General features: G+C 40.9%; 12 protein-coding genes, 1 tRNA gene, 3 rRNA genes and 1 pseudogene. 10 read left to right on the top strand and 7 right to left on the bottom strand.

Annotation, left to right across the window (positions count from 1 at the left end):
- Window positions 1–759 precede the first annotated feature (759 nt).
- Together fadA and fadB are read right to left on the bottom strand one after the other, a co-directional pair.
- The gene (fadA, locus tag M1F26_RS02650) at window positions 760–1926 is read right to left on the bottom strand and encodes an acetyl-CoA C-acyltransferase FadA (RefSeq protein WP_140172990.1); all 1167 of its coding nucleotides are present in this window, start codon (window positions 1924–1926) and stop codon (window positions 760–762) included.
- Between the two features lie 4 nt (window positions 1927–1930).
- Window positions 1931–4123 (bottom strand): fatty acid oxidation complex subunit alpha FadB, encoded by a 2193-nt coding sequence (gene fadB / locus M1F26_RS02655; RefSeq protein ID WP_140172989.1) that lies wholly within the window; start codon window positions 4121–4123, stop codon window positions 1931–1933.
- Between the two features lie 257 nt (window positions 4124–4380).
- On the opposite strand from fadB, the gene pepQ reads away from it, so the two are divergent.
- From pepQ to rrf, 8 genes are all read left to right on the top strand, one after another.
- A complete protein-coding gene (gene pepQ, locus M1F26_RS02660; protein WP_140172988.1) occupies window positions 4381–5715 on the top strand; it encodes a Xaa-Pro dipeptidase in 1335 nt (444 codons plus the stop codon).
- Window positions 5715–6329 (top strand): IMPACT family protein, encoded by a 615-nt coding sequence (locus M1F26_RS02665; RefSeq protein WP_094961383.1) that lies wholly within the window; start codon window positions 5715–5717, stop codon window positions 6327–6329. The genes pepQ and M1F26_RS02665 overlap by 1 nt, the downstream gene beginning before the upstream one ends.
- A gap of 28 nt (window positions 6330–6357) precedes the next feature.
- Window positions 6358–7809: a Trk system potassium transporter TrkH gene (gene trkH, locus M1F26_RS02670; RefSeq protein WP_140172987.1), complete on the top strand. Its 1452-nt coding sequence runs from the start codon at window positions 6358–6360 to the stop codon at window positions 7807–7809.
- 60 nt (window positions 7810–7869) lie between these two features.
- Window positions 7870–8394: a menaquinone-dependent protoporphyrinogen IX dehydrogenase gene (gene hemG, locus M1F26_RS02675; RefSeq protein WP_004260786.1), complete on the top strand. Its 525-nt coding sequence runs from the start codon at window positions 7870–7872 to the stop codon at window positions 8392–8394.
- Between the two features lie 568 nt (window positions 8395–8962).
- Window positions 8963–10502, top strand: a 16S ribosomal RNA gene (locus M1F26_RS02680).
- Between the two features lie 130 nt (window positions 10503–10632).
- Window positions 10633–10708: transfer RNA gene (locus M1F26_RS02685), tRNA-Glu, on the top strand.
- Between the two features lie 349 nt (window positions 10709–11057).
- Window positions 11058–14254, top strand: a 23S ribosomal RNA gene (locus M1F26_RS02690).
- A 137-nt stretch (window positions 14255–14391) separates the two neighbouring features.
- Window positions 14392–14507 (top strand): 5S ribosomal RNA (gene rrf, locus M1F26_RS02695).
- Together the 16S, 23S and 5S rRNA genes with 1 tRNA gene alongside form the textbook arrangement of a ribosomal RNA operon.
- Before the next feature lie 912 nt (window positions 14508–15419).
- Here the strand turns inward: rrf and idi are convergent.
- From idi to M1F26_RS02715, 4 genes are all read right to left on the bottom strand, one after another.
- On the bottom strand, window positions 15420–15935 hold the full coding sequence (gene idi / locus M1F26_RS02700; RefSeq protein WP_140172034.1) for an isopentenyl-diphosphate Delta-isomerase: 516 nt from the start codon (window positions 15933–15935) through the stop codon (window positions 15420–15422).
- Between the two features lie 143 nt (window positions 15936–16078).
- Window positions 16079–16735 (bottom strand): two-component system response regulator NarL, encoded by a 657-nt coding sequence (gene narL, locus M1F26_RS02705; protein ID WP_004905790.1) that lies wholly within the window; start codon window positions 16733–16735, stop codon window positions 16079–16081.
- Between the two features lie 19 nt (window positions 16736–16754).
- Window positions 16755–18512, bottom strand: coding sequence for a nitrate/nitrite two-component system sensor histidine kinase NarX (gene narX / locus M1F26_RS02710; RefSeq protein ID WP_140172035.1), 1758 nt, complete (start codon window positions 18510–18512; stop codon window positions 16755–16757).
- Window positions 18513–18884: 372 nt separating this feature from the next.
- Window positions 18885–19799, bottom strand: a complete 915-nt coding sequence (locus tag M1F26_RS02715; RefSeq protein WP_140172036.1) for a DUF808 domain-containing protein — start codon at window positions 19797–19799, stop codon at window positions 18885–18887.
- A 293-nt stretch (window positions 19800–20092) separates the two neighbouring features.
- Here M1F26_RS02715 and M1F26_RS02720 point away from each other — a divergent pair, with 293 nt between their 5' ends.
- On the top strand, window positions 20093–21079 hold the full coding sequence (locus M1F26_RS02720) for a glycosyltransferase (protein WP_140172037.1): 987 nt from the start codon (window positions 20093–20095) through the stop codon (window positions 21077–21079).
- A 44-nt stretch (window positions 21080–21123) separates the two neighbouring features.
- On the opposite strand, the pseudogene M1F26_RS02725 reads toward M1F26_RS02720, so the two are convergent.
- Window positions 21124–22067: pseudogene (locus M1F26_RS02725) on the bottom strand (nucleoside hydrolase).
- A gap of 264 nt (window positions 22068–22331) precedes the next feature.
- On the opposite strand from M1F26_RS02725, the gene M1F26_RS02730 reads away from it, so the two are divergent.
- Entirely contained in the window at window positions 22332–23075 is a 744-nt protein-coding gene (locus M1F26_RS02730) for a helix-turn-helix transcriptional regulator (protein ID WP_140172039.1), read from the top strand.
- The last annotated feature ends 92 nt before the right edge of the window (window positions 23076–23167 follow it).

Below are 23167 nucleotides of genomic sequence, written 5' to 3' on the forward strand. Positions count from 1 at the left end.
CCCTAGTCACATACTTGTGTATGCTCCTAGGGTCTTATTCACTTGCCGCCTACCTACAATCCGAACTATGAGGGTTAAACTTGTTGTAAGGTTTTGCATGAAAACCACATAAGTTCAAATTGTAGGGGTGTTGTCTTCGCTCATTCGCCCTAGTCACATACTTGTGTATGCTCCTAGGATCTTATTCACTTGCCGCCTACCTACAATCCGAACTATGAGGGTTAAACTTGTTGTAGGTTTTGCGTGAAAACAGGCTAGTTCAAGTTGTAGGGGGTTGGCTTCATTCATTCGCCCTAGTCACATACTTGTGTATGCTCCTAGGGTCTTATTCACTTGCCGCCTACCTACAATCCGAACTATGAGGGTTAAACTTGTTGTAGGTTTTGCGTGAAAACAGGCTAGTTCAAGTTGTAGGGGGTTGGCTTCATTCATTCGCCCTAGTCACATACTTGTGTATGCTCCTAGGGTCTTATTCACTTGCCGCCTACCTACAATCCGAACTATGAGGGTTAAACTTGTTGTAGGTTTTGCATGAAAACCACATGAGTCCAAATTATAGGGGTGATGGCTTCGCTCATTAGCCCTAGCCACAGGCTTTTGTAGGCACCTATAAGGGGTATTTACTGGCAGCTTATCGATAGTCTCAATATACTTGTTGTCGCTATTGTCGCTATTTAGGCAAAAGGGTAAAAAAAACCCGCCCCTGACTAGGCGGGAACATCGACAAATACAATGTTTGCGAAAACTAAAAATAAACTGTTAAACACGCTCAATAATTGTAGCAATACCTTGGCCGAACCCGATGCACATCGTAGCTAAACCAAATTGTTTATCGTTTTGTTCTAATTGATTAAGCAATGCGGTTGAAATCCTTGCCCCTGAACACCCCAAAGGATGCCCCAGCGCAATCGCTCCCCCGCAGAGGTTTACTTTATCATCTAATTGATTTTCTGATAGATTCAAGCCTTTTAGGCATGCGATAGATTGCGCGGCGAAAGCTTCATTTAATTCAATAATATCAATATCATTTAAAGTTAGCCCTGCACGTTTCAAAGCCAGTTCACTTGCTGGCACTGGCCCAAACCCCATGATTGATGGGTCGCAGCCAACAACAGCCATCGCACGTATTTTAGCTCGAGGCTTAATGCCTTGCTGAGTGGCATAACTTTCGCTGGTCAGTAACATCGCAGCTGCACCGTCAGAAAGAGCTGATGAATTACCTGCAGTTACCGTTCCACTAACAGGGTCGAAAGCGGGGCGAAGAGCGGCTAAACCTTGGAGATTTGCATCAAAACGAATCACTTCATCATAATTGACTGAAATGAGGTTACCAGTGGCATCATGGCCACTAATTGGGACGATTTCGTTATTGAATTTCCCTTTTTCCGTCGCTAAGGCAGCAAGTTGGTGAGACCTTAATGCAAACGCATCTTGCTCTTCTCGGCTAATCTTATACATTTTGGCAAGCATTTCAGCGGTTAGACCCATAGCGCCTGCGGCTTTAGCAACGTGCAAAGTCAGCTTAGGGTTGAAATCTATACCATGAGTCATTGGTACGTGACCCATATGCTCCACTCCACCAATGAGTACTGATTTAGCATCACCAGTCATAATTAACCGGCTTGCATCGTGTATTGCTTGCATTGATGAACCACAAAGGCGGTTTACTGTAACTGCAGGAACGGTATGAGGAATATCCGTGAGCAATGCTGCATTTTTAGCAATATTAAACCCTTGCTCCAGTGTTTGCTGAACACAACCCCAGATAATGTCATCCAATTCTTTTTTACTTGCGTTTGGATTACGTTCAAAAATTGCATTCATGAGGTGTGCAGAAAGGTCTTCAGCTCTAACATGGCGAAATACCCCACCTTTTGAACGGCCCATTGGTGTACGTATTCCATCAATAATGACGACATTTTCCATAAAATTAACCTCTCGCAACTTTTTTGACATCAATCGCCACGACAGGTGGCTGTGGGTAATATCTTGCATTGGTAGCCGCTTTTTCTTTTAAGCCACTAGGTGCGTGATATAGCGGGCTTAAGTGCTGCAAAGATTCCGTCGTTTTCAAGTAAGACTGGCTACCTAAGGTATCTAAATAGCAGAACACTCCGCCTCTAAATGGCGGGAAACCTAAACCATAGACCAAAGCAATATCTGCATCTGAAGGGCTTTGAATAATACCTTCCTCTAAGCAACGAACCACTTCGTTAATCATGGGAGCCATCATTCGAGCAATAATTTCTTCTTTGGTGAATGAGCGCTTTGTTGGACAAATAGTAGCTAGTAGTTCATCAGTCCTAGGGTCATCAACTTTTTTCGGTTTCCCTTTTTTATCTTTTTCATATTGATAAAACCCTTGGCCATTTTTTTGGCCAAAACGTTGTTGTTCATACATCACATCAATGGCATTTTTGCCTTTTTTTCCCATACGTTCAGGAAAACCTTGAGCCATAACTTGTTCTGCATGAAAAGCAGTATCAATACCAACCACATCAAGAAGATAAGCAGGCCCCATTGGCCAGCCAAACTCTTTTTCCATGACTTTATCTATTTCTCTAAAGTCAGCCCCATCTTGTAACAGTAAGTTAAAGCCAGCAAAGTAAGGAAAAAGTACTCGGTTAACAAAGAAGCCAGGGCAGTCATTGACAACAATAGGGGTTTTCCCCATTTTATTGGCGTAGGCAACAACCTTAGCAACAGTGTTATCAGAAGTTTGTTCTCCGCGAATAATTTCGACTAATGGCATTCGATGCACAGGGTTAAAAAAGTGCATTCCGCAGAAATTTTCTGGGCGCTTTAGTGATTTAGCGAGGGTTGAAATTGGAATAGTTGATGTATTTGAAGCCAGTATAGTTTCACTTGTTACTAAGGACTCAACTTCAGATAATACAGCAGCTTTGACTTTAGGGTTCTCAACAACGGCTTCAACGACGATTTGGCTATCTTCTATGCCATTGTAAGATAATGAAGGATGAATAGATGATAAGGTCGCCGCCATTTTTACAGCTGTAATTTTTCCACGCTCAAATTGGTTATTTAATAGCTTTTGTGCCTCTTCAATCCCTAATTCTAATGACTTAACATTAATATCTTTCATTAAAACAGGTACGCCTTTGCTGGCAGACTGATAAGCAATGCCTCCGCCCATAATTCCTGCGCCTAATACGGTGGCATGTGTTGGAATCTCAATACGTTGTGCGATCTTTTTACTATTTGACTTAACTTGTTGGTCATTTAGAAAAATACTCACTAACGCATGTGCAACATCACTATGCGCTAGAGGAACAAATGCGGCTGTTTCATGCTTCAGGGCCTCATCGCGGGTACAATTTGCTGCCTTTTCTATTGTATTCACAGCCGCCATAGGGGCTGGATAGTGTTTGCCTGCAACCTTATACACCATTCCCTTAGCGACATTGAAACTCATCGTTTGCTCAATAGGTTTCAATTGCAGAGGGCTAAGTTTAGGTTGGCGTTTTTGCTGCCAATTGAAGGCTCCGGTGATTGCAGATTCAATGAGTTGTAGCGCTGATTGTGCGAGAGCTTCTGTATTAACAACGGCATCAATAAGGCCAAGTTTTAAAGCTTGAGAGGCATCGATATCTTTACCCGCAGTAATAATTTCTAATGCGCTATCCAAACCAATTAATCGAGGTAGCCGAACAGACCCACCAAAGCCAGGCATGATCCCAAGTTTCGTTTCAGGAAGCCCAATTCGAGCATCAGGGGAGGCGATACGAAAATCAGTGGATAAAACACATTCACAACCACCACCTAGTGCATAGCCATTAATGGCGCAAATCGTTGGAACAGGCAGGTCTTCAATACGATTAAATATACTGTTAGCGTAGTGTAACCAATCACTTAGTGTTTCTTTTGATGCTTCAAAGAGTGACAGAAACTCTTTGATATCAGCGCCAACAATAAAAGCGGGTTTATCAGAACGGAAAATTACACCTTGCAGCTCGGTTTGTTGCTCAAGAACAGACACGGCTTCATCAAGTGAAGCAACGGTGTGGGTATCCAATTTATTAATTGGCCCTGGTGAATTAAAAACCAGTTCTGCAATCCCTTGTTTCAACCATTGAATATAAATAGTGTCACTTTGATAAAGCATTCTGCTCTCCTCTACGTGGTAATGTTATCTGGTACGACCAGATGGGTTGAGTGTGACTAGAATGTTAATTAATTGCAAACTTTTAATAACAAAAATGGAAGATTGGTCACAGCAATTAAGTGAAATAATTAATGTTTTAGATGATAAATTCATTATATATCAATTGATTATTATGAGTTTGCAACAGAGTGCATATCCGTTAATAACAGAACGTGATAAGCTTAATTTTTCTAATTAATGCTGAAAGGTTGAAGGAAATGGAAAAACTGACTGCACTCTACGCTGAACACATTAAAATGTTACAAAACAGAACTCAGAAAGTTTTACAGCGCAGCGAATTAGATGCCATATTGATTCATTCAGGTGAACCGCTACGCATCTTTCTTGATGATAGCGACTATCCGTTTAAAGTTAACCCTCATTTTAAAGCGTGGGTACCTGTCACCGATGTTCCACATTCATGGTTATTAGTTGATGGCGTAAATAAACCTAAGCTATGGTTTTATTCCCCTGTTGACTATTGGCATAGTGTTGAGTCATTACCGAACAGTTTTTGGACTAAAGATATTGAATTAATCCATTTAAAAAATGCGGATGACATCAAAACGTTTCTTGCTAATATTTCAAAAGAAAATGTTGCTTACATAGGCTCATCAGCAGAAAGAGCCGAGTCTTTAGGGATTTCTCTGCATAATATTAATCCCAAATCGGTTTTAGATTACTATCATTATTATCGCTCTTATAAGACAGATTATGAACTTTACTGCATGCGTGAAGCTCAAAAAATGGCCGTAAATGGGCACATTGCGGCTCTGGAGGCGTTCCGTGCAGGTATGAGCGAATTTGATATTAATGTCAGTTACTTACAATCTACCGGTCATCGAGATACCAATGTGCCTTATGGTAACATTGTTGCGCTGAATGAAAATGCGGCGGTATTACATTACACGAAACTACAGCAAACTGTGCCGAACGAATTACGCAGTTTTCTTATTGATGCAGGCGCTGAATATAATGGCTATGCTGCTGATATTACGAGAACTTATGCGGCGAAAGGTAAAGACGAATTTGCTGAATTGGTTGCAGATGTCAACACAGAGCAGCTTGCTTTAATTGATACGATTAAGGCAGGTGTCCGCTATACTGATTATCACGTGGATATGCATCATAGGATTGCTAAGATACTGATTAAAAATGATATTGTTAAAGGTATTAGCGAAGAGTCGATGGTGGAAAGTGGCTTAACAACGCCATTTTTACCTCATGGTTTAGGCCATCCACTTGGGTTACAAGTTCATGATGCTGCAGGTTTTATGCAAGATGATAGTGGTACTCATCTCGCAGCTCCTAAAATGTATCCATTCTTGCGTTGTACTCGTGTTTTAGAACCTAAAATGGTGTTAACTATTGAGCCTGGGCTCTACTTCATTGAATCTCTATTATCTGAATGGAGAAATGGGGAGTTTAGCCAGCACTTTAATTGGGATAAAATCGAGTTCTTCAAACCTTACGGTGGTATTCGTATTGAAGATAATATTGTGATCCACGCAAATCGTATTGAAAATATGACTCGAGACTTACATTTACGTTAATGAAACCTTATTTAATACCGGCTGAAACTATTTCTTTTACAGAAGAGATCAAAAAAAGCCAATTTATTACGTATTTAGCTCATACAGATGGTATTGAAGCGGCAAAAGATTATATTCAATCAATTAAAACTCAATACCCAGATGCCCGGCACCATTGCTGGGCATTTGTTGCTGGTCGGCCTGATGATTCACAAAAGTTAGGGTTCTCTGATGACGGGGAACCGACAGGAACAGCAGGAAAGCCCATTATGGCGCAACTATTAGGTAGCAACCTAGGGGAGGTTACCTGTGTCGTCGTGCGTTATTTTGGTGGAATAAAGCTAGGGACGGGGGGGCTCGTTAAAGCCTATGGAAATGGTGCCCAGCAAGCATTAAAAATATTACCCACAAAGACAAAAGTACCACAAAAAATCTTTAACTTAGAGTGTGACTATTCATTGATTAATGCAATTGAACAACTGCTTGTTCAAGTGAATGGCACGGTTTTGCACAGTGATTATAATGAAACTGTCTCTTTACAAATTGCAATTCCTGCTACTCTTGAGCAGGAGGTCAATGATAAATTACGCGATGTAAGTCGTGGAGCCTTAACGCTCACGCCAGAATCGGAATAGTAAACAGTTTTATCAAGGAACCTGCCGAATGCATTTTCGTGCAATAACCCGTATAGTCGGGCTGCTTGTCATCATCTTTTCTTTTACCATGGTTATTCCTGGTATTGTTGCGCTAATTTATCGTGATGGTGCAGGGCGAGCTTTTAGCCAGACTTTTGTCACTGCTTTGCTAATTGGCCTTTTTTTGTGGCTACCAACCCGTAATAGCCGGCACGAACTTAAAGCAAAAGAAGGTTTTCTTATTGTTGTTTTATTTTGGACTGTGCTGGGAAGCGTTGGGGCATTGCCGTTTATTTTTTCGGAAAAGCCCAATCTTTCGGTAACTGATGCTTTTTTTGAATCTTTTTCAGGCTTGACTACAACTGGTGCGACAACGCTAACAGGGCTTGATTCCTTGCCCAAAGCTATTTTGTTTTATCGGCAAATGCTTCAATGGCTTGGGGGGATGGGGATAATTGTACTCGCTGTTGCAATCTTACCGCTTTTGGGCGTTGGGGGAATGCAGCTATACCGCGCAGAAATGCCGGGTCCTTTGAAAGACAATAAAATGCGCCCTCGTATTGCAGAGACGGCAAAAACATTATGGCTTATCTATGTACTACTCACAATTGCTTGTGCGGTGGCTTTATGGATAGCCGGAATGGATGTTTTTGATGCCATTTCTCACAGCTTTTCAACCATTGCTATCGGTGGGTTTTCAACTCATGATGCCAGTATTGGTTATTTCAACAGCCCTGCGATTAACACTATTATTGGTATTTTCCTGATTATCTCTGGTTGTAACTTCGGTTTGCACTTTGCTGTATTAACCGGACGTAGTTTGGGAATTTATTGGCGCGATCCCGAATTTAGAATGTTCATAAGTTTCCAATTTGTCTTAGTGGTCATTTGTACTTTAGTGCTTATGTTTCATTCTGTTTATAGTAGTTTTGGTCAAACGCTTGACCAAGCCTTCTTCCAAGTTGTTTCAATGGCAACGACGGCTGGTTTTACAACGGATAGCTTTTCGGGATGGCCTCTTTTCTTACCAATGCTTCTATTATGTGCCGCATTTGTTGGGGGGTGTGCAGGCTCGACAGGTGGTGGGTTAAAAGTTATTCGTATCTTGTTACTTTTCTTACAAGGTTCGCGTGAGTTAAAACGCTTAGTTCATCCTAATGCAGTCTACACAATCAAACTGGGGCAAAGAGCATTACCAGAAAGAATAATTGAAGCCGTTTGGGGGTTCTTTTCTGCCTATGCACTTGTTTTTGTTGTTAGCTTATTATTGCTGATCGCAACAGGTGTTGATGAGTTTTCTGCGTTCTCAGCAATAGCGACCACACTCAATAACTTGGGACCAGGTCTTGGGACTGTCGCAGATAACTTCACATCAATGAATCCAGCTGGGAAATGGATTCTAGTGGTGACTATGTTATTTGGGCGCTTAGAGGTTTTCACTTTATTAGTGTTACTGACTCCCACTTTTTGGCGTGAATAGTCGAGCGCAACTAATAAATAATATTACCTATATAGAAATGATAATAATCTAGGAACAATAATGAGCTATTTACTTTTACATTCCAGTACGGATGGGCAAACTAAAAAAATTATTTTAAAAATAGCAGAACAACTGAGGAATTCAGGTCGTGAATGCGATATTCGTGATTTAAATACTGACCAACAGCTTAATTTATCAGGTTACGATAAAGTATTGGTAGGAGCATCCATTCGTTATGGGCATTTCAATAAAAAACTACAACGTTTTGTGACCTCCCATCAAAATCAATTGAACTCAATGAAAACAGGTTTTTTTGCTGTAAATTTGACGGCAAGAAAAGAAGGTAAGAATACAGTAGAAACTAACGCATATACGCGGAAGTTTTTAGAAGCGTGCCCTTGGAAGCCAACATTGAAATCTGTTTTTGCCGGAGCACTGTTTTACCCTCGTTATACATGGTTTGATAGAATGATGATCCGCCTAATTATGAAAATGACAGATGGCCCAACCGACCCAAAAACAGAAGTTGAATATACTAATTGGGAAAAGGTAGCCGAATTCGCAACTGAATTTGATAGTTTGTAGGTCGTAATTTCAACAAAATGTAGTTATTTTATGTTTTTTGTTTAATAAAGCATCGCTTGGTAAAATAAATCAAAAAAACACTTGCGAGAATTTTTCGACTCCCTATAATGCGCATCCGTTGTCACGACAAACCGGTTAGAAGAAATCTTCATAACCCAGTGATAACAGAGGTGAGAAAGAAAAAGTTGAAAATAAACGCTTGACTTTCTAAATAAAAAACGTATTATACGACACCTTGCGACAACGACCTGATTCACGAAATCTGGTTCAAAAATCGAAAGATTCAGTCGCAACGCTCTTTAACAATTTATCAGACAATCTGTGTGGGCACTCACAGGACACTATCAAAAAAATATTTGATTTTAAGTCTTGAAGAGTGACTAACACGTTAATTCATATATATGAAATAAGGTAGTAACGCTTATTTTGGAAGGATAACGCGAAGGCGAGCAAAGATAACCCGAGACAGTACTTAGGTACGGCGAGGGGAAGCGATGCGAAGCCGACAAAGTTAGCCGAACAAAAGAACGTTACGGTCAGTAAGACATTCTTTGAGCATCAAGCTTTTTAATTGAAGAGTTTGATCATGGCTCAGATTGAACGCTGGCGGCAGGCCTAACACATGCAAGTCGAGCGGTAACAGGGGAAGCTTGCTTCTCGCTGACGAGCGGCGGACGGGTGAGTAATGTATGGGGATCTGCCCGATAGAGGGGGATAACTACTGGAAACGGTAGCTAATACCGCATAATCTCTAAGGAGCAAAGCAGGGGAACTTCGGTCCTTGCGCTATCGGATGAACCCATATGGGATTAGCTAGTAGGTGAGGTAATGGCTCACCTAGGCGACGATCCCTAGCTGGTCTGAGAGGATGATCAGCCACACTGGGACTGAGACACGGCCCAGACTCCTACGGGAGGCAGCAGTGGGGAATATTGCACAATGGGCGCAAGCCTGATGCAGCCATGCCGCGTGTATGAAGAAGGCCCTAGGGTTGTAAAGTACTTTCAGTCGGGAGGAAGGCGTTGTTGCTAATATCAACAACGATTGACGTTACCGACAGAAGAAGCACCGGCTAACTCCGTGCCAGCAGCCGCGGTAATACGGAGGGTGCAAGCGTTAATCGGAATTACTGGGCGTAAAGCGCACGCAGGCGGTTGATTAAGTTAGATGTGAAATCCCCGGGCTTAACCTGGGAATGGCATCTAAGACTGGTCAGCTAGAGTCTTGTAGAGGGGGGTAGAATTCCATGTGTAGCGGTGAAATGCGTAGAGATGTGGAGGAATACCGGTGGCGAAGGCGGCCCCCTGGACAAAGACTGACGCTCAGGTGCGAAAGCGTGGGGAGCAAACAGGATTAGATACCCTGGTAGTCCACGCTGTAAACGATGTCGATTTGAAGGTTGTTCCCTAGAGGAGTGGCTTTCGGAGCTAACGCGTTAAATCGACCGCCTGGGGAGTACGGCCGCAAGGTTAAAACTCAAATGAATTGACGGGGGCCCGCACAAGCGGTGGAGCATGTGGTTTAATTCGATGCAACGCGAAGAACCTTACCTACTCTTGACATCCAGAGAATTTAGCAGAGATGCTTTAGTGCCTTCGGGAACTCTGAGACAGGTGCTGCATGGCTGTCGTCAGCTCGTGTTGTGAAATGTTGGGTTAAGTCCCGCAACGAGCGCAACCCTTATCCTTTGTTGCCAGCGACTCGGTCGGGAACTCAAAGGAGACTGCCGGTGATAAACCGGAGGAAGGTGGGGATGACGTCAAGTCATCATGGCCCTTACGAGTAGGGCTACACACGTGCTACAATGGCGTATACAAAGAGAAGCGACCTCGCGAGAGCAAGCGGAACTCATAAAGTACGTCGTAGTCCGGATTGGAGTCTGCAACTCGACTCCATGAAGTCGGAATCGCTAGTAATCGTAGATCAGAATGCTACGGTGAATACGTTCCCGGGCCTTGTACACACCGCCCGTCACACCATGGGAGTGGGTTGCAAAAGAAGTAGGTAGCTTAACCTTCGGGAGGGCGCTTACCACTTTGTGATTCATGACTGGGGTGAAGTCGTAACAAGGTAACCGTAGGGGAACCTGCGGTTGGATCACCTCCTTACCATTGAAGTGTTTTTGTGAAGTGCTCACACAGATTGTCTGATAGAAAGTAGAGCAATAGGCTATACGTGGGAGACTTATTCGAGAGAATAGGACTTACATGAAAGCACAAAAGTTTTTGTGATTTTCGTGTCCCCTTCGTCTAGAGGTCTAGGACACCGCCCTTTCACGGCGGTAACAGGGGTTCGAATCCCCTAGGGGACGCCAATTGCGCCGATATCGAGTGAAAGACGATGTCCCCAATAATGATTAAGCCAATTATATTGTAGTTGGTTTAACAATTATGCTCTTTAACAATCTGGAACAAGCTGAAAATTGAAAACAACGCACATTGTTTATCGCTTAAACAATGTGAGAGTCTCTCAAAATTTCAGACCTGAAATTTTCGGTCACTTTAGCGAGTGGCATGAGCGAGCAGTCAGTCCTTCGCGGCGGCCAGCGCACAGCAAGCGCAGCATACATAAGTATGTGAGCATTGCGAGCACTGCCCAACAAAGAAGGAATGCACGCACAGCCATGACAGTAAGGTGAACGTTGAAACAATTTCGGGTTGTGAGGTTAAGCGACTAAGCGTACACGGTGGATGCCTAGGCAATCAGAGGCGATGAAGGACGTGCTAATCTGCGATAAGCGTCGGTAAGGTGATATGAACCGTTACAACCGACGATTTCCGAATGGGGAAACCCAGTGCAATTCGTTGCACTATCGTTTGATGAATACATAGTCAAACGAAGCGAACCGGGGGAACTGAAACATCTCAGTACCCCGAGGAAAAGAAATCAACCGAGATTCCCCTAGTAGCGGCGAGCGAACGGGGAGCAGCCCAGAGTCTTAATCAGCATTAGCATCAGGAGAACGGTCTGGAAAGTCCGGCAGTAAAGGGTGATAGCCCCGTATCCGAAGGTGTTAGTGTTGTGAACTCGACGAGTAGGGCGGGACACGTGTTATCCTGTCTGAATATGGGGGGACCATCCTCCAAGGCTAAATACTCCTGATTGACCGATAGTGAACCAGTACCGTGAGGGAAAGGCGAAAAGAACCCCGGCGAGGGGAGTGAAATAGAACCTGAAACCGTGTACGTACAAGCAGTGGGAGCCCCATCACTCAAGTGCCTCGGCAATTGAGTGAGGGTGTAAAACCATCACAATAACAGCGCAGGATTTGCCAACAAGATTGGCTGATTTTTTCAAGCCGCAGCGCAGTGGACATCGAAGTCCATGAGCAGCGGAAGTTAAAAAATCGGGCAAGATTGGCCGCAAAGACAAGCGGGACATTTGAGGATGGGGTGACTGCGTACCTTTTGTATAATGGGTCAGCGACTTATATTCTGTAGCAAGGTTAACCGAATAGGGGAGCCGTAGGGAAACCGAGTCTTAACTGGGCGAATGAGTTGCAGGGTATAGACCCGAAACCCGGTGATCTAGCCATGGGCAGGTTGAAGGTTGGGTAACACTAACTGGAGGACCGAACCGACTAATGTTGAAAAATTAGCGGATGACTTGTGGCTGGGGGTGAAAGGCCAATCAAACCGGGAGATAGCTGGTTCTCCCCGAAAGCTATTTAGGTAGCGCCTCGTGAACTCATCTTCGGGGGTAGAGCACTGTTTCGACTAGGGGGTCATCCCGACTTACCAACTCGATGCAAACTACGAATACCGAAGAATGTTATCACGGGAGACACACGGCGGGTGCTAACGTTCGTCGTGAAGAGGGAAACAACCCAGACCGCCAGCTAAGGTCCCAAAGTCATAGTTAAGTGGGAAACGAAGTGGGAAGGCTCAGACAGCCAGGATGTTGGCTTAGAAGCAGCCATCATTTAAAGAAAGCGTAATAGCTCACTGGTCGAGTCGGCCTGCGCGGAAGATGTAACGGGGCTAAACTATGCACCGAAGCTGCGGCAGCGAACGTATCACTTAAACTGATTAAGTGATACTCAAATGTATCAAAACGATTGACGGAGCGAAGCGACGTCAATGCGTCCAACAAAGTCGAGGCGGAAACGTCAGGCAGTCAGTTTAAGGATACGTTCGTTGGGTAGGGGAGCGTTCTGTAAGCCTGTGAAGGTGTGCTGTGAGGCATGCTGGAGGTATCAGAAGTGCGAATGCTGACATAAGTAACGATAATGCGGGTGAAAAACCCGCACGCCGGAAGACCAAGGGTTCCTGTCCAACGTTAATCGGGGCAGGGTGAGTCGACCCCTAAGGCGAGGCAGAAATGCGTAGTCGATGGGAAACGGGTTAATATTCCCGTACTGGTGATAATTGCGATGGGGGGACGGAGAAGGCTAGGCTATCCGGGCGACGGTTGTCCCGGTTTAAGGATGTAGGCAGGTGAATTAGGCAAATCCGGTTCACTATATGCTGAGGTCCGACGACGAGTCACTACGGTGATGAAGTAGCTCATGCCCCGCTTCCAGGAAAAGCCTCTAAGCTCTAGATTATCATTAATCGTACCCCAAACCGACACAGGTGGTCAGGTAGAGAATACTCAGGCGCTTGAGAGAACTCGGGTGAAGGAACTAGGCAAAATGGTGCCGTAACTTCGGGAGAAGGCACGCTGGCATTAGGTGAAGTGGTTTACCCATGGAGCTGAAGCCAGTCGCAGATACCAGCTGGCTGCAACTGTTTATTAAAAACACAGCACTGTGCAAACACGAAAGTGGACGTATACGGTGTGACGCCTGCCCGGTGCTGGAAGGTTAATTGATGGGGTTATCCGTAAGGAGAAGCTCTTGATCGAAGCCCCAGTAAACGGCGGCCGTAACTATAACGGTCCTAAGGTAGCGAAATTCCTTGTCGGGTAAGTTCCGACCTGCACGAATGGCGTAATGATGGCCAGGCTGTCTCCACCCGAGACTCAGTGAAATTGAACTCGCTGTGAAGATGCAGTGTACCCGCGGCAAGACGGAAAGACCCCGTGAACCTTTACTATAGCTTGACACTGAACATTGAGCCTTGATGTGTAGGATAGGTGGGAGGCTTTGAAGTGTGGACGCCAGTCTGCATGGAGCCAACCTTGAAATACCACCCTTTAATGTTTGATGTTCTAACGTTGCCCCATTATCTGGGGTGCGGACAGTGTCTGGTGGGTAGTTTGACTGGGGCGGTCTCCTCCCAAAGAGTAACGGAGGAGCACGAAGGTTGGCTAAGCATGGTCGGACATCATGCGGTTAGTGCAAAGGCATAAGCCAGCTTGACTGCGAGAGTGACGGCTCGAGCAGGTACGAAAGTAGGTCTTAGTGATCCGGTGGTTCTGAATGGAAGGGCCATCGCTCAACGGATAAAAGGTACTCCGGGGATAACAGGCTGATACCGCCCAAGAGTTCATATCGACGGCGGTGTTTGGCACCTCGATGTCGGCTCATCACATCCTGGGGCTGAAGTAGGTCCCAAGGGTACGGCTGTTCGCCGTTTAAAGTGGTACGCGAGCTGGGTTTAGAACGTCGTGAGACAGTTCGGTCCCTATCTGCCGTGGGCGTTGGAAGATTGAAAGGGGCTGCTCCTAGTACGAGAGGACCGGAGTGGACGCACCACTGGTGTTCGGGTTGTCATGCCAATGGCATTGCCCGGTAGCTAAGTGCGGAAGAGATAACCGCTGAAAGCATCTAAGCGGGAAACTTGCCTTGAGATGAGTCTTCCCTGACTCTTTAAGAGTCCTAAAGGAACGTTTAAGACTAAGACGTTGATAGGTTGGGTGTGTAAGCGTAGCGATACGTTGAGCTAACCAATACTAATGAACCGTGAGGCTTAACCTGACAACACCGAAGGTGTTTTAGAGAGATGGAGTTGTTTTCGAGAAGTGAGAAGCCGGAAGGTGAAGGACACGCAGCTTGTTTGAGATTGAGGTTCTGGTTTAGTGAAGAAAAAACTAAACGGGAACACACAGAATTTGTCTGGCGGCAATAGCGCGGTGGTCCCACCTGACCCCATGCCGAACTCAGCAGTGAAACGCCGTAGCGCCGATGGTAGTGTGGGGTCTCCCCATGTGAGAGTAGGGAACTGCCAGACATTAAATTAGTGAGAAAGCCACCCATTGGGTGGCTTTTTTGCGTTTGGAGAAAAAAAGAAAAACAGTGGGTGTTGAGATTAGGAGGGGGGCCTAAGCTTTAGTTCCTCAGTTCCTTAATGCTTTACTCCCTAATTTTAATTCCTTTTTTATCGCTTACTTTCTCATTAGACGATGTATTACACGTCTCTTCATCTTTTTTAGCTACTCTTGGGGCTCCCCTCTATCTATCACCATCATTAATGAGAGTGTGTGATGCAAAGTAGTGAGTAACAGCTCACTAGTGATGGGGAGTTGGACGTTTAAATACATAGCATTGTATATCATAGAATAGGTAATTTATTGTTAATGTATTGAAATGGGGAATGTCTCTAGCAGATATAAAGTAGTGAGTAACAGCTCACTAGTGACGGGGAGTTGGACGTTTAAATACATAACATTGTATACCATAGAATAGGTAATTTATTGCTAATGTATTGAAATGGGGAATGTATTTAGCAGATATAAAGTAGTGAGTAACAACTCATTTGGTATGGTAATTAAACGATATCTGGTAGTAGAATCAAAAAATATAGTGAACAAGGTTGTAGTGAATTTTATATGATTACTTATTATATAAATAGAATAATATAAGGGAAGTTTACTGATAAATAGAATGTATTTGATAAATTAAAGGGAAGAATAATATTTATTATTGAGGATGGTAAAATATTAAATATTAACAAATTTATCATGCTTCTACCCTGAAATTAAACTAGTGCTATTATTAATTAATGATATTAAGAATAATTAATTAAATTATTTCTCATCTATAATGTGTTTTTTATAATATTTCTAGGTTTAGATAAATATTTTTATAATTAAAGTGCAAGGTTAGAAAATTAAGTTATAAATAAAAATATGATAAAACATATTTATTTGAAATCTAATAAAGGAAATTCTTCCAATATTTTTTTAAACCACGGTGTGAAAACTTCAGGATTAAGAAGGATCTCTTGTTTTAATTGAGTAATATTTACCCACCTTATAGATGAGACTTCTTCTCTATTTGGTTGGATATTCTTGTTATAATGTCCAATAAAGATATGGTCATATTCATGTTCAATTAATCCTCCCTGAACATCAGCTTTATAAATTAAGGAACCTATATGCGTTAATGAAGTGACAAAGCCTAGCTCCTCTTGAAGTCTACGTTCAGCGGCTTTCTGAGTATCTTCATTAGGTTTAGGATGACTACAGCAAGAATTTGCCCATTGCCCAGCTGAATGATATTTATGAAGAGCTCGTTGCTGAATTAGTAGCTCATTTTGCTCATTAAAAATAAATACTGAAAATGCTCGGTGCAGATGACCGAGTTGATGCGCCAATAATTTAGACATAACACCAATAGGTTCATCATGTTCATTTACTAAAATTAATTCATCTTCCATTTATATTATTTTCCTTCATAAAAATGATTTCAGTAGTTTAGTATAATTAAAAATATAAGTTTGCATATTAGAGCTATTTACTAATGAATATAATTATTTTTTACTCGCAGCTATCATAAGGTTATATAGCTGCGAGTATAAAATTATTTTTGTTGTAAAACCCAAACTGCAGCTTCGACCCTTGATTTTAAATTGAGTTTTTTAAGTAAATGTTTAACATGTACTTTTACTGTGCTTTCTGCAATATCTAGTTTACGAGCTATCATTTTATTTGATAAACCCTGAGAGATCAGTTCTAAAATATCGGCTTCTCTTGGTGTCAATGAAGCAATATTATTGTCATCCTGTGTGGTGTTATCTCTTAGTGATTCAGCAAGTACAGATGCTAATGTTGGGCTGACAACTAACTTACCGCTTGCTGCTTCTTTAAGGGCTACGATAAGCTCTTCAGGTTCCATATCTTTTAGTAAATAACCATCTGCACCTCTTTTTAGTGCATTGACTAAATCATCACTATAGTTAGAAACGGTAAAAAGAATAATTCTACCTGACAGCTCTCGCTTCCTAAGTTCATCAAGAGTTTCAAAACCATTCATGCCTGGCATGTTGAGATCCAGTAAGATAAGGTCAGGATCTTGCTCTTCAGCGATTTGGATACCTGTTTTACCATCTCCCGCTTCACCGATAACTTGTAATGAAGGTTCCAAACTAATCAATTGTTTGACTCCATTTCTTAGCATCGGATGATCATCAATAAGTAGAATAGTTGATTTTTCGTTCACTATATTTGTATTTTCCATAGATGATTTTTCCGGTATGTTAAGCGTCAGATAAAGGGAAGGTAACTTTTACCTCTGTTCCACCTTGAGGCCTAGGTGTAATACAACAGTTGCCATTAAGGCTTAATGCTCTTTCTCTCATAATAATAAGCCCATAATGATTAAGTTTATCAGTATTTGACGTGATCCCTGTACCATCGTCAGTAATTATAATAGTCACAATACCATCATACTGGTTTAATGAAACCTCAGCCCATTTTGCATTAGCATGTTTTAAAATATTGGTTAATGCCTCTCGGACTATTTGTATAATATGAATAGATTGATGCGGTGAAATACTTTTTGCGGGTAGGTCGTAATTTAAGTCTATTTTATACCCCATACGTTCGCTAAATTCATTAATGGTACTTTCTAATGAGGGGAGCAGACCTGGCTCCGTTAATTTAAGCCTAAATGTGGTTAATAGCTCTCTCAATTGACTATATGCGGTATTAATCTCGCTGCGCATTTCCGTTAACAACTGTTGTGGCTTTTCTGGTAATGGTTCAGGTTGTAATTGCAGGTAACTAATTTGCATCTTCAAGCAAGATAGAGACTGGGCGATAGAGTCATGGAGTTCTCTGGCAATAGCAGAACGTTCATCCATGATAAGCAACTGTTGCTGTTGTTCTATTTGGTGTTCCATTGCTAACATGCCAGAAATTTGTTTTGCTAAAACAGAAACGAGATTGTTTTGTTCATCTGAAAGTATTTGATTATCTTCAATCTCACCAATAATAATGCCATAACGATGCATATTGTCTGATAAATCCCATTGCAAGCTAAGAGGTTTCTCGGTTTTGACTTGTTGTTTTAGTTGCTTTGTCTTCGCTTCAGATAACCCGGTTGAATGGCAGCATATTTCATGAAAATATGCTTCATTGCTTTCTTCATACAACCGTAAACTCAGATTTTTGAGTATGGTAATGTTTTCTAGTTCAATAAGAACTTTTTGTAATCGCAAGTAGAGGGGATCCGAGGAATGAAGGATTTGGTTTGATTGATATAAATAAGATAACACCTTATTTTTTGTGATTAAGTCTGCAGTTTTTTCTGCGACTCTTTCTTCAAGCTGATGATAACTTAGCGCTAATTCATCTGACATCTGGTTCAGAGTTTCTCCTAGCGCATTTAATTCATCTTGCCTATTATTTTTAGGGTAGCGTTGGCTAAAATCTTTTCGTCCAATCGCATTGACCATTGATAATAATTTAACCCATGGGTAATAAATTTTTTTTCTCAGGTGCCAGATAGTTCCCATCAGTAATAAGAATACTAAACTGATAAAAATCAGTTGTGTCATGGCAACATAAGCAATCTTTCTTTCCGTTTTCTCATCAATGTTATGAACTAATTCATCTAGTTTACTTACAAATGATATAACTTCGTATCTTGCATCGTTAGGTGTATTTGCTTCCATTAATGAGGGTTTTAAGATATGTAACCAATAATTGTAGAGTTCATCAAATTGAGGCGTTAAATTTTCGATCTTTACAACTTGAGTCAGCTCTGGGCTGATGAGGTCAGATTCTAATGCATCGAGATAACGCTGATTCTGGGTATTTAAAGGGACTAGAGAAAGCAATCTGTAGCTCTGCATTCGTAGTGAACCAGATTTATTTATTGCATGAGCGTTACCCTGCACACTTAAAATCATTCGATTGGAAATCGTCATCCCAATAATTCCTAAGATCGCAATAAGTAGCATAAGGCCGATCACTTGGTTAATAATTGAAAATCGACGATACAGTGTGGGCATGTTTCACTTCCTTAAAGAGTAGCTCTAGCGAACTTAAAATGCATATTTCTCGTATTGTTCATAAAGGGTCGAATATTAAATATACTACTTTGGTAGTAATTTTCTGGATCTATAACGATATAGATAATAAAAAATAAAATTTTTCTTTAAGTTTTATGCTTTTATTTATTGATATATAAGATTAAATTTGGTTTGACTGGAAATAGGTTTACGTATTATAGCGTAAATTAAAGATGAGTTTCTTTTGATTTAGATCAGTTTAAATATCGAAGTAAATCAATATGTAAAATAATATACATCGAAAGTGTCTTTGATAATCATATCAATGATAGAAAGAGAGGTAGCTCTAATCGATAGAGCTACCTTTTTGTTTTAAGCTTTTTTTAATTTTTTGAATAGTGAGATTATCGCAACAAGGATTAGGCCTGTTACTAGCCCAAAAAATAAATTAATTATAGTTGGTAAGATAAACTGCATAGTACTGCCAATGATAGGCGTTAAGGTTGCTGTAAAGGATATTTCGGTGATCCATTCTGAAATATAGCTGATACCGTGGGTTAGAATACCACCACCGACCATAAACATCGCGGCAGTCCCTACAACAGATAATGTTTTCATCAGATAAGGGGTTGCATAAATCAATGAATTACCACATTTTTTTAATAAAGATGAAGTTTTCTTCTGTAAATAAAAGCCTAAGTCATCTAATTTGACAATCCCTGCAACTAAGCCATATACACCGATAGTCATTACGATAGCAATGATAGAGAGTACGGCCACTTGGTTAATAAAAGTGGTAGTGGAAACAATGCCTAGTGTGATAGCAATGATTTCGGCTGATAAAACAAAATCAGTACGAATAGCCCCTTTGATTTTTTTACTTTCAAATTCCTTAAGTTGTTCTTCTGATAACTGTAACTGGTTTTGGGAAACAGTATTTTTTACGTTAGAATGCAAGAGCTTATGAGTTATTTTTTCTGCGCCTTCAAAACAAAGGTAGGCCCCACCAATCATAAGTAGTGGTGTGATGGCCCAAGGAAGAAAGGCACTGATTAATAACGCTAAAGGAACAAGTATTAATTTATTAATAAATGACCCTTTAGCAACGGACCAAACAACAGGGATCTCCCTATCTGCACGAACACCTGTGACTTGCTGGGCGTTTAGCGCGAGGTCATCACCTAAAACCCCAGAGGTTTTTTTGGCAGCCATTTTCGTCATGACGGAAACATCGTCTAGTACAGCGGCAATATCATCAAGTAATGTGAGTAAGCTACTTCCAGCCACAAGGGTATCCTCAATATTTTTTAAGGTGTCATTAATGTTTATTAGGTCAGTTAATGGATAATTAGTTCACTACAACATAAGCCATATTTACAAATAAGATAATCCCACTGCAGTTGAAAAGTCTGAATTTTTAATTATTAAATTTTTATGACAATGGAACCAATATGATTTTTTCGTTTCTAAACTATTAATTTTAGTAAAATAACATACAGTTATTTACTATCTTACTTTATGTTTGGTTTAATTATTTAGTTTTAAATAATTTTTAATAGATTGGTATAGGGTTATAATACATGTCTTCTCAGCCAGTTTTGAGTATTGTCGTTGCTGTATATAACGGTGAAAAATTTTTACCTCAGTTCTTTGATAGCTTAATCGCACAAAAATTAGAAAATTGGGAACTGATTGTTGTAAATGATGGCTCTAAAGATAAAAGTGAAGACATCATTAACTCTTATGCAGATAAATTTGTACATTTGAAAGTGCTTTATCAAGAAAACCAAGGTGTCTCAGTTGCTCGCAATACAGGGATGGTTGAGGCCACCGGGAAATACATTACATTCCCTGATATTGATGATGAGATTAGTTCACAAATGTATGGGCGCTTATTAGAAATCGCATTATCAAATAATCTCGATGTTGCAACCTGTAATGGGACTTATGTTTATACTAATGGCGATGCTCCAAAGGCAATTTTCCCACCGAATAAAGTCCCGTCAACTGGGGTGATTTCAGGCCCTGAGTGGCTTGAAATTGGCTTAAGTTCACGCAAGTTTTTGCATGTAACTTGGCTGAATTTATATCGTTTAGACATGTTGCGCCAACACAAATTTTTCTTTGAGCCCAAATTACATCACCAAGACATTCCTTGGACAACAGAAGTGTTGCTCGTGGCAAAGCGCGTGCAATTTATCAATGAACAATACTATCGATATTTAATCCATAACCAATCTGTTTCTCACTCATTGAGTGGTGATGAACGTTCAGTCCGTAAGATAAAAACCTATTTGAAAATTATTGATATGCTGTTAAATATTTACCAGCGTTACCCTGAACAAGTTAAACAAGCACCGGCTTGTTTATGGCAGGTAGGAAAAGAAGGCTTAGGGGTGATCCAAGCGCTATTAGCCATCAAATCACCAGATGTACAGAAGGAAATGGTACAACTATTTTTTGATAAAGGTTATTGGCAAATTGTGTGGGCGCATGCAACTACAGTAAAATTAAAATGGCGATTAATTAGACGTTACACAAAACTAAAAGAAATTATCAAATCATAATTTACTGAAAAGGTAGCTATTTTTATAGACTACCTTTTTTGTTTCTATTTTGCTAATTGCTTTAGAGAAGCAATAAACATATCCCATAACTTTGGGTTATCTAACTTTGTAGCGACTTGCGTGTGGCAATCTGCTTTAGCGGGGTGGCGAAAGTCAGTCACCGTCATACCCGTTGTTAAAGCACCTTGCAGTTCGATATCAATCGGAGCTTTAATCGTTTCCATTATGGATGGGTCGATAACATAAGCAACAGCACATAGGTCGTGGACAGGGGCATGGTTAGTATAGCCATTACGTCTGCGGTAACCTGCAGTGTAGTAATTTAGGGATTCAACAACAAAATCACTTACAGGTGTGTTTAACACTGCAATTGCTTCCATTATTTGGTCGTCTGGCCTTGCTTGATGTGTAAGATCTAACCCAATCATAGTGATAGGCCAAGTTTCATTAAACACAATATGAGCAGCCTCAGGGTCTATAAGGATATTGAATTCAGCGACTGCAGTTCGATTGCCTGTATGGTAGCCTCCTCCCATTAAAACAACTTCTTTTACTAATTCTACAATTTCAGGTGCTTTTCTCACTGCCAAAGCAATATTTGTTAGCCCCCAATAGGAACGAGAGTAATTGTTTTAGGCGGATGTGATTTGAGTGTATCAATAATTAGGTCAACAGCATGGCGCTGATCAATAGGGAGCTTGGGATCGGGGAGATGAGTACCGTCAAGGCCTGTTGTACCATGAACTTCTGGCGCAGTCTGTATTGTTCTCACTAGTGGCCTAGAGCAACCTGCGGCGATAGGGATATCATTTGCACTAACGAATTCCATAATTGCGCGTGCGTTATGAGTAACTTTATCTAATGTTTGGTTTCCGACGACTGTAGTTACCGCAAGTAACTCTATATTTGAATTGCCTAATGCTAAGAAAATTGCCATTGCATCATCGTGGCCGGGGTCACAATCGATAATAATTTTATTGTTAGACATTATTTCTCTTTTCCTTAGGTTATTTGCTTTTAATTAACATAATATAGGGATTAATTTATTTTTATGTGATGTAAGTTCTATTTTCATGAATGCTAATGTAATGAAATTATTCATTAGGGTTACTAATGGAGAGTGATGTGATTAACATATTAATAACAATCGTGTTGAGTTTATAAAGATAATGTGTTCTTTATGTAGTTTTAAGCAATATAAATGAAACCGCCCAGATGGTTTTATTAACGACTTAATGATTGAGGAGGCAGAATGGAGAACTATCTAGAAAGATTACCTGATGTTATTGATTCTGTTGCAACTAATCAGTTTTATCCTAATTTATTATCATGGTTGTCTTCACTTATTGCATTCGATAATGCGATTGTTTACTCCTTTGAAAAAGGAGCTCCACCTCGATTTCTTTCCAAAGTAGAGCGCCGTAATAGCGATAGTATTAACAGAATCTATCAACGAGGTGCTTATTTAATGGACCCATTCTACCAAGAAATCCAAAAAGGCGGGGCTTCTAAAGTATTAACACTAAAAGAACTCGCACCTAAAGGATTTTATCATACAGACTATTATCTCAATTTTTATCGTAAAACAGGGTGGTGTGATGAGGCAGGGTTGCTGTTAGATATTTCAACTAATAGGCAGTTAGGTATTTTTTTTGGTAATGAAGATAGGCCTTTTTTCTCGGAAAAATATACGCAAGTGCCACTTAAAGACGCCTTCGATATCATTCGTAGTATGGTCAAACTTCATAAAGATGTTTCTCCTTCTTCGGTGTCGAATCACCACCAAAATACAGACATGCAAACACGATTTGGGTTAACACCGAGAGAGTGTGAAGTTGTCGAATTAATCTTAGCGGGCAAAGGTTCACCACAAATTGCACAGGCACTTTTCATTAGTTTAGGGACAGTGAAAAATCACCGTAAGAATATCTATCAAAAGTTAAGTATTAACTCACAAGTCGAATTATTTAACTTATTAATGAATAGGCTGAGTTAAGTACAAATTATCGTAATATATTGATTTAATATGGTTTTATGGGATATTGTCTTTTTTGTTATTACGTTACTTTTTTTGATTTTGTCTAGATG

Origin of the sequence: Providencia sp. PROV048 (genome assembly GCF_033688165.1) — a bacterium.
In the GTDB taxonomy this organism is placed as follows: Bacteria; Pseudomonadota; Gammaproteobacteria; order Enterobacterales; family Enterobacteriaceae; genus Providencia; species Providencia hangzhouensis.

Bases quoted from the DNA above. Each gene is read 5' to 3' on its own strand.
- fadA (WP_140172990.1), bottom strand. From the start codon at position 1,926: ATGGAAAATGTCGTCATTATTGATGGAATACGTACACCAATGGGCCGT.
- fadB (WP_140172989.1), bottom strand. From the start codon at position 4,123: ATGCTTTATCAAAGTGACACTATTTATATTCAATGGTTGAAACAAGGG.
- pepQ (WP_140172988.1), top strand. From the start codon at position 4,381: ATGGAAAAACTGACTGCACTCTACGCTGAACACATTAAAATGTTACAA.
- M1F26_RS02665 (WP_094961383.1), top strand. From the start codon at position 5,715: ATGAAACCTTATTTAATACCGGCTGAAACTATTTCTTTTACAGAAGAG.
- trkH (WP_140172987.1), top strand. From the start codon at position 6,358: ATGCATTTTCGTGCAATAACCCGTATAGTCGGGCTGCTTGTCATCATC.
- hemG (WP_004260786.1), top strand. From the start codon at position 7,870: ATGAGCTATTTACTTTTACATTCCAGTACGGATGGGCAAACTAAAAAA.
- idi (WP_140172034.1), bottom strand. From the start codon at position 15,935: ATGGAAGATGAATTAATTTTAGTAAATGAACATGATGAACCTATTGGT.
- narL (WP_004905790.1), bottom strand. From the start codon at position 16,735: ATGGAAAATACAAATATAGTGAACGAAAAATCAACTATTCTACTTATT.
- narX (WP_140172035.1), bottom strand. From the start codon at position 18,512: ATGCCCACACTGTATCGTCGATTTTCAATTATTAACCAAGTGATCGGC.
- M1F26_RS02720 (WP_140172037.1), top strand. From the start codon at position 20,093: ATGTCTTCTCAGCCAGTTTTGAGTATTGTCGTTGCTGTATATAACGGT.
- M1F26_RS02730 (WP_140172039.1), top strand. From the start codon at position 22,332: ATGGAGAACTATCTAGAAAGATTACCTGATGTTATTGATTCTGTTGCA.